This is a genomic window from Oleiphilus sp. HI0066, assembly GCF_001635725.1.
Genome location: NZ_LWFH01000271.1, coordinates 1 through 966, shown reverse-complemented (window position 1 = coordinate 966; position 966 = coordinate 1). Strand labels below are relative to the sequence as shown.

Genomic DNA, 966 nt, shown 5'->3' with positions numbered 1-966 from the left:
AAAGCTATCGTTCAAATAGGCTCGAAAGTAAATAGATAAATACTCGGTCAAAATGGACTAATTGCCGTTATTCCAACTTGAGCTGATAAAATCCGATTTTACGAATAGTAGCTGTCAAGTCAGACTCAATTTAAGAATTTTTCCTTTAGATCCATTTACCATCAAGTAAAGTTTTCATTCACGCTCTCCCACAACACTTTTTACCTTGATGAATTCGTCTTTGTTGTAAACTAGCCATTCACCCAGATCATGCTGCAATTCCTCAATCGAACCATAGAATATACGTCTCCAAGTAGGTTGATTGAGCTTCAACAAGATCGTTTTATGGAACCTTTCACATATTCCGTTCGTTTTTGGATGGCAGATTTTAGTTTTGGTGTGCTCAATGTCAGCACCAATAAGTACGAAAGTTTTTCGCACAAGCAGCGCGCTATACGGTGAACAGTAAATCGGTCCGAATAATATATTTGGTTCCTTTAGAGATGGGCTGAGAACTGTGTAAACAATGCAAAGGATGATGCCCGTGTGGAAAACAAAGGACACCACCAATAGGTGTGCGGATATCAACTTCCTTAACCGATGCATTTCCTCGTGCTGGCTGCGTTGAATCTTCTAAGTTCACCAAAAACCTTGTTGCGCCACCTTCAAAGTCTTCGTTAAGTAAGATGAGAAATGTCATCTGACTATATCGATCTGGATAAGCGTTATGAATAAGCTCTTCATTGACCACTCGTGAGCCAGGCCACGCTCCATCGATATGATTCTTAAAAAAGTCGCCCTCGCTATAGCGGTAAAAGCGAAATCGTGCATTAATCCCAACAGCCTCTTGGTTATCAAACATCTCTGGATTATTGTTGGTTAAGTGCTTCACACGTTCCCAGATAAGCTGATCGGTAGCCTCATCAGTCACCCAAGTAAGATTATCGTTATGTCTGATTTCTCTAGGTAGAGACACCGCCGCATCTT

General features: G+C 40.9%; 1 protein-coding gene and 1 pseudogene. Both read right to left on the bottom strand.

From position 1 onward, the window contains the following. Positions 1-178 precede the first annotated feature (178 nt). A pseudogene (locus tag A3738_RS04105) lies at positions 179-390 on the bottom strand (integrase core domain-containing protein); the annotation flags it as partial. A 40-nt stretch (positions 391-430) separates the two neighbouring features. Next, positions 431-966: 2OG-Fe(II) oxygenase (locus A3738_RS04100; RefSeq protein WP_068763379.1), on the bottom strand; the 536-nt coding region annotated here is incomplete at its 5' end.